Origin of the sequence: Streptococcus sp. C300 (assembly GCF_000187645.1) — a bacterium.
Taxonomy (GTDB): Bacteria; Bacillota; Bacilli; order Lactobacillales; family Streptococcaceae; genus Streptococcus; species Streptococcus oralis_CQ.
Genome location: NZ_GL732468.1, coordinates 146841 through 152386 on the forward strand (window position 1 = coordinate 146841; position 5546 = coordinate 152386).

Here is a 5546-nt window from a genome sequence, read left to right on the forward strand (position 1 = left end):
TCATGATGTTTGATAAACACGCCAACCTCAAGTATAAGTTTGGAAATCGGCATTTCTGGGCAGAAGGTTATTATGTAAGTACAGTAGGGCTTAATGAAGCCACAATTAAGAAATATATTCAAGAACAGGAAAAGCATGATATAGCACTAGATAAATTAAGTGTAAAAGAATATGAGGATCCCTTTAGGGATAGTGGTAAGTAATACTAAAGCCTCTTTAAGAGGCAAGTGACGAGTCAAGAGCAATGAGGCTTGAACAACGTGAAAGCCAGCGCCTTTAGGCGCTGGCTGGTGATTTGGGCTTATAGCCCTGGTGCAAACCACCCGTTAGACGGGTGGTTATGATTTTAATCAAACAGAATCGTTTCCTTATTTCTTGAAAATAGACTGTCTGAAGTCGTCTGTCTCACGAAGATAAGCGTTGTAAATCTTCTTCTTGAGCAGGTTGACCCAGCTAGCTTCAACACGGCTAGTGGCATTGGTAATGTTGCGTACATCCTCTGCCACTGCTGCATCCATCAACTGCTGCATCTCTGCATAAGAACGAATGGTTACTTTCTTGGTACTGTTTGGATTTTTAAGCTCGTACTCAATGGTAATTGGCTTCAGCTTGGTCAGCTGATCAATCCGCTCCTTGTACATGGCCTTCTTGAAGGCTGCCCAAGAAGTGTATTCACCCTTAAATACATTTTCCAAGACTTTCTGGTCTGTCACGAGACCGACATCTCTTCCAGACCATCCGTCCCACGTTTTCTTGCCTTCATCAAAGGCTTCTTGAGAGTACTGACCAGAAACATAAGGGACAAATCCTTCATGGTATCCCTTGGCTGCCAGTAATTCATAGGCTGTGCGACGGAACATAACGTCACCTGGAGCTCCATTTGGATTGCTCAAGGCTGAGTAAATCGGTGAGAAGAGGCTAAGACTGAGGTAGCCATTTCGACCATATTTTCCGCTTTCCTTGTTCTCCCGACGAGTGATCACATCATTTTCAATCAAAGAGTCAAAGGTCTTCAGCTGCTTGATTTCTTCAGCAGTGAAGGTTCGTGTCTGGTTTCCAGCGTGGGTTTCCTTACCATACTTATCAGTAATATAGTAATTCTCCATCTTTCTGAACCACTGAAGTTTCGTATCATCACTCTGTTTCAGCATAGAAGTACCTTCTAGGTAATCTAGCGTGTAGATCATGTCAAACATACCATGGACATAGTGCTGCAGGTCTGCTGCATTTTGAACACGTTCCTTGAAATTATAGGTATGCATACGTGTCTTAGAATCCTTGTCCACCTTGAAGAGAGTATTGAGCGTAATAGTTGGCTCATCTGCGCTCGGCGAAGACTGCAAGAGTCCGCGAGCATAGAGTTCCGCACCCAGTCCCTCACGACGACCATATCCTTCAAAGTAAATGCCACCGTCAGAATTATGGGTCATTTCATGCGTGTAGACAGAGTTTCCATAGTCTTCTAACAATCGTGCTCTATCAAAATGGGTAACACTTCCCGTAGCATAGGCATTGTAGCCTTTGCTTGGATACCACTTGCCGGCTGGTCCAAAGAATTCCTGCATAGCCTGTGATTTTTTGTCATTAGCTGGTGCCCAATAGCTTTGTCCTGCTTTGTCAGTCAAGAAGAACCCATCATAAACCAGAACAGAACGGAAGAGCTTGTCCTTGCTTTCTGGACTCAGAATCTTGTACCAGAAATCATAATGGTCGCGCTGGTATTCAGCTGTTTTTCTCACTCTGTCTTCGACATACTCGGCTAGCTCAGCGTCTGTGCGCACTCTGTTATTGGCATCCAGGCGGTAGCGATCATAAGCTCCCATAGAGAGGGTAGACATATTAGAGATAGCATAGACACCCTTCTCCGTCATAGTCAAGAGTGGCAGGAGCATGCCCTTGTGTTCCCAATTATCTGCAGTAATCTTGTCGTACACACCGACAGAGTACTTGCTCTTGCCCTCGGCTGCGTCCTGAAGCTGTCTCGCTTCTGCTACATCGGACTTAGCCTCAACGATGTAGGCTTTTGTATTGGTCTTGAGCCATTCATTATTGGTCTTGTATGGTAGGAAGAGCTGACGGTAGCCTTCAAGGTAATTGAAGAGTCCTCGCTTGCCAGTTGCTTCAGAGAGCGAATTATCATACGCTGTATAGTTGTTCTTAGCCTTGAGATTCTCCAATCCTGATTTCCCTAAAGCTATAATTGTATCAAGAACCGAAACGTCATTCTTACCATAGAAATCCATCTTGTAAGCCGATAAGTCCTTAACATTAAAGTTATCATAGTTGATATTGTACCAACGATGAAGATAAGTCAGACCTAATAGGAAAGCTTCTTTATCAGCAAGAATCTTCTTAACAAGATAATCCTTAACTACTTCACTTTCAGTATTGATAGCCTTATCCATAGCCAGAACTTTTCGTAGTTCTGCTGACAGTTTGCTTTTCACTTGCGTAAATGCGGTGTCTAAGTATAGTTCATCCAAAGAAGTATCTGCGGCTACTCCGAGAGCTGTACGCATAGCTGGCGAATCAAGAACGACCTTGTTCAGCTCTGGCAAGACTTGATTTAGAATACTAGTATAATCTGATACGAAGGCTTCTGGAGTATAAAGAAGGTCTAATCCCTTCATCCTATACTCAGCAATACCTCGATTTACGAAATCTCCCTTATAAGATATTTCTAGGTAATCAATAGTATTGTCCATGTAGTGAAGCATCAAACGGTTAATTCCGGTCTTGTTGCTATTGATATCAGTGATAACCTGGTCACCCTTCATCGGAACAACATCCAGTAGGTACTCCTTATTCAACTTATGCTCTTTCGGAATCTTGTTCGCAAACGAAACAATGGTTTCTTTATTGTAGAAAGGAAGCAGTTTCTCCATATTCGCATAAGAATATCCGCGGTCAAATTGAGCATTGTTTACTTCACCATAGTCGACAAAACGCATATTTAGATTCGTGTCATCTAGGCTAGTTGTTATGTCCATAGCAGTCAGTTTTTCTTCCATTTCTTCTTGAGTAATTGTAGAAGTAACAAACTGATCGTTTTTCAAGGTTTCACTTTTGGCAACTTTATAGGCTTGCGTAATGCGGTCGTTTTTGTATCCCTGATCCCCAGAAATACTGTAAACATTTGTACCGCTAACATTACTGATAACATTATCAACTAAACCATTGAAGTAGTTCGAGCCGACCACTCCACCGATTTGACCGTTAGTGGTTGAATTATATAATTTTCCTGTCACATAAGATTTGGTGATTCGAGCATTGTTTTCTAGACGTCCAACCAAACCACCAATACGTTGTTCATTTGATCGAGCACCACTAATAATCGTTACATCTGCTTTACTTTGGCTAAGAAGAGATTCTTCTCCTTTAAGGCTTGCAACCAAACCACCTACGTTATAAGCTTTGATGTGTTGATTGTTAGATAGGATGGTACCAGTAAAGGAACTATTGGTAATTTGCGTATTGGTTCCATTAACTACTAGACCCGCTACGTTAGAAGCGTTGCCTACTACCGATACTTTCCCCTGAACAGAAACATCTGTGATTCGAGCATTTTCCGCATTGCGTGCCAGCGCAGCCGAGTCATAGGTACCCACGATATTCACATTTTTAAAGTCTATATTGGTAATAGAAGACCCGTTCTTCATGTTTTCAAATAAAGGCTTGGCTAGATTATAAATAGCGTATTGCTTACCATTTTGACTACCTGTCAGACTACCTGTGAAGTTCCCTTTGAGGTAGACATAATCAGCAGGAGCTAGGTTGACCTCGCTCGCATCCAAATCAGCTCCCAACACATAATTTCCTGCCATATTTCGCTTCATAGCGTCTACCAATCCAGCAAAGCTGGTGTAGACATTTTGCTGACTTGGGACTGCCTTACTGATGTAAAAGTCGTGCCCAGACTTGTATCCTGTCTCACTTTCTTGGACGAGTTCAGGAAGGGCTACATTAACCTTATAGACTGCCTTGCCATCTTTCTCTGCTTCAGAAATGCTGTGAACTGGTAGGAGAATTTCCTTGGATTCGCTTGACTTGATTTTGACGAAGTAGGTAGACAGATCCGTAGGCATAGAGCTCATCGATACAAAGCGCTTGTATTGGTCATTTTCTTTATGATAAAACTCAACAGAATCAATATCACGGAAGGCAATCTTCTTGTATTCTAACTCAAAGTTACGACTGTCTGTCTCAAACTCAGTAAAACTGCCATTATCCAGTTCATAAGTCAACTTGGTTTTTAGAGTGTAGCCTGTGTAATAGTCTAGGTCGCCAATCTTCAAGCTACCAGCAAAGTTAGTAATCGGAAGAGTGCGAACCAGCTGATCTCCCTGGTACAATTCTGCAGTCGCTGAACGGAAGGATTTGGTCTGGTCTTCCAATCTATATTGGACTGTCACCGACTTATCATCAGCATTCTCAGTCAGACTTAGAATTGAAACAGTCGGCTTGACTTTAGGCACTCCATTTAGAGCTTCTTTGGCTGCTGTCAAGCTAACAAGAGCTTGGTTGACCTGTACTTGTGTAGCAGTCTGATTGTTCAAAACTCCCTCTGCCTTGGTCAATTCGTCAGTATAAGCTGTCTGCTTTTCTGAATCCGCATTCTTATATTTAACCGAAGTTTTAACTCTTGGATTTAAATCGTACTCAGTCTGAAGAGCAGTTTTGACAACCTCAAGACCACTTAATTGAGCCTTGGCTTGATTGATTTGTTCCACCAGTTGGTTGACTTCTGCTTGGCTGGCTTGGGATTGGCTCAGAATCGCTTGACCAGCCGTCAAAGCAGCATCATAGTTAGCTTGATGACTCTGACTATCGTTGAAATAACGGGCCTGAGCTTTAATCTGATCCGCTTCTGCCAAGAGATTATGCAGTGAAATTAAATCGAACTCCTCTAAAGCGTCTGCTTTCGGTGCATCATTTGGTACCATGCTTGGTTTAGCAGTTCCGACTTTGACGATCTGTGTTACGGGCGCCAAAGTTTCTTCATTAGATAACTCTTGGCGGTCGATTTCCTGACCATTGGAACTGTAGACTCGAGTCTTGATAGTTCGTTCGCCTTGGACACCCGGAGTTGCAATTTGGCGGGCATCTCGAACAAGCTCATCGGTTTCTTCTTCACGAATGCTAAAGTTGATTTTTTCAACGCGCGTTTCGTCAGTATAAGTCAACGGATACTCTGGCAGAGCCTCTGCTTTCGGTGAATTGTTCGGTACCATGGTCGGTTTAGCCGTGCCGACCTTAACAATTTGCGTTACGGGAGCTAGGGTTTCCTCATTGGACAACTCTTGACGATCGATTTCATGACCGTTAGAACTGTAGACACGAGTCTTAATCGTGCGCTCACCCTCAACACCCGGAGTTGTGATTTGGCGGGCATCTCGAACAAGCTCATCCGTTTCTTCTTCACGAATTGTGAAGTTAATTTTCTCAACCCGAGTTTCGTCAGTATATGTCAACGGATATTCTGGCAGAGCATCTGCCTTCGGTGCTTCATTCGGTACCATAGTTGGCTTAGCCGTTCCGACCTTGAC

The 5546-nt window shown here is 43.0% G+C and carries 1 protein-coding gene and 1 pseudogene; one reads left to right on the forward strand and one right to left on the reverse strand.

The features are described 5' to 3' along the window. Positions 1 to 203, forward strand: a pseudogene (gene tnpA / locus HMPREF0849_RS07015) (IS200/IS605-like element ISSsu4 family transposase); the annotation flags it as partial. Between the two features lie 165 nt (positions 204 to 368). Here tnpA and HMPREF0849_RS07020 read toward each other — a convergent pair. Next, on the reverse strand, positions 369 to 5546 hold a 5178-nt coding region (locus HMPREF0849_RS07020), incomplete at its 5' end, for a ZmpA/ZmpB/ZmpC family metallo-endopeptidase (RefSeq protein WP_033605404.1).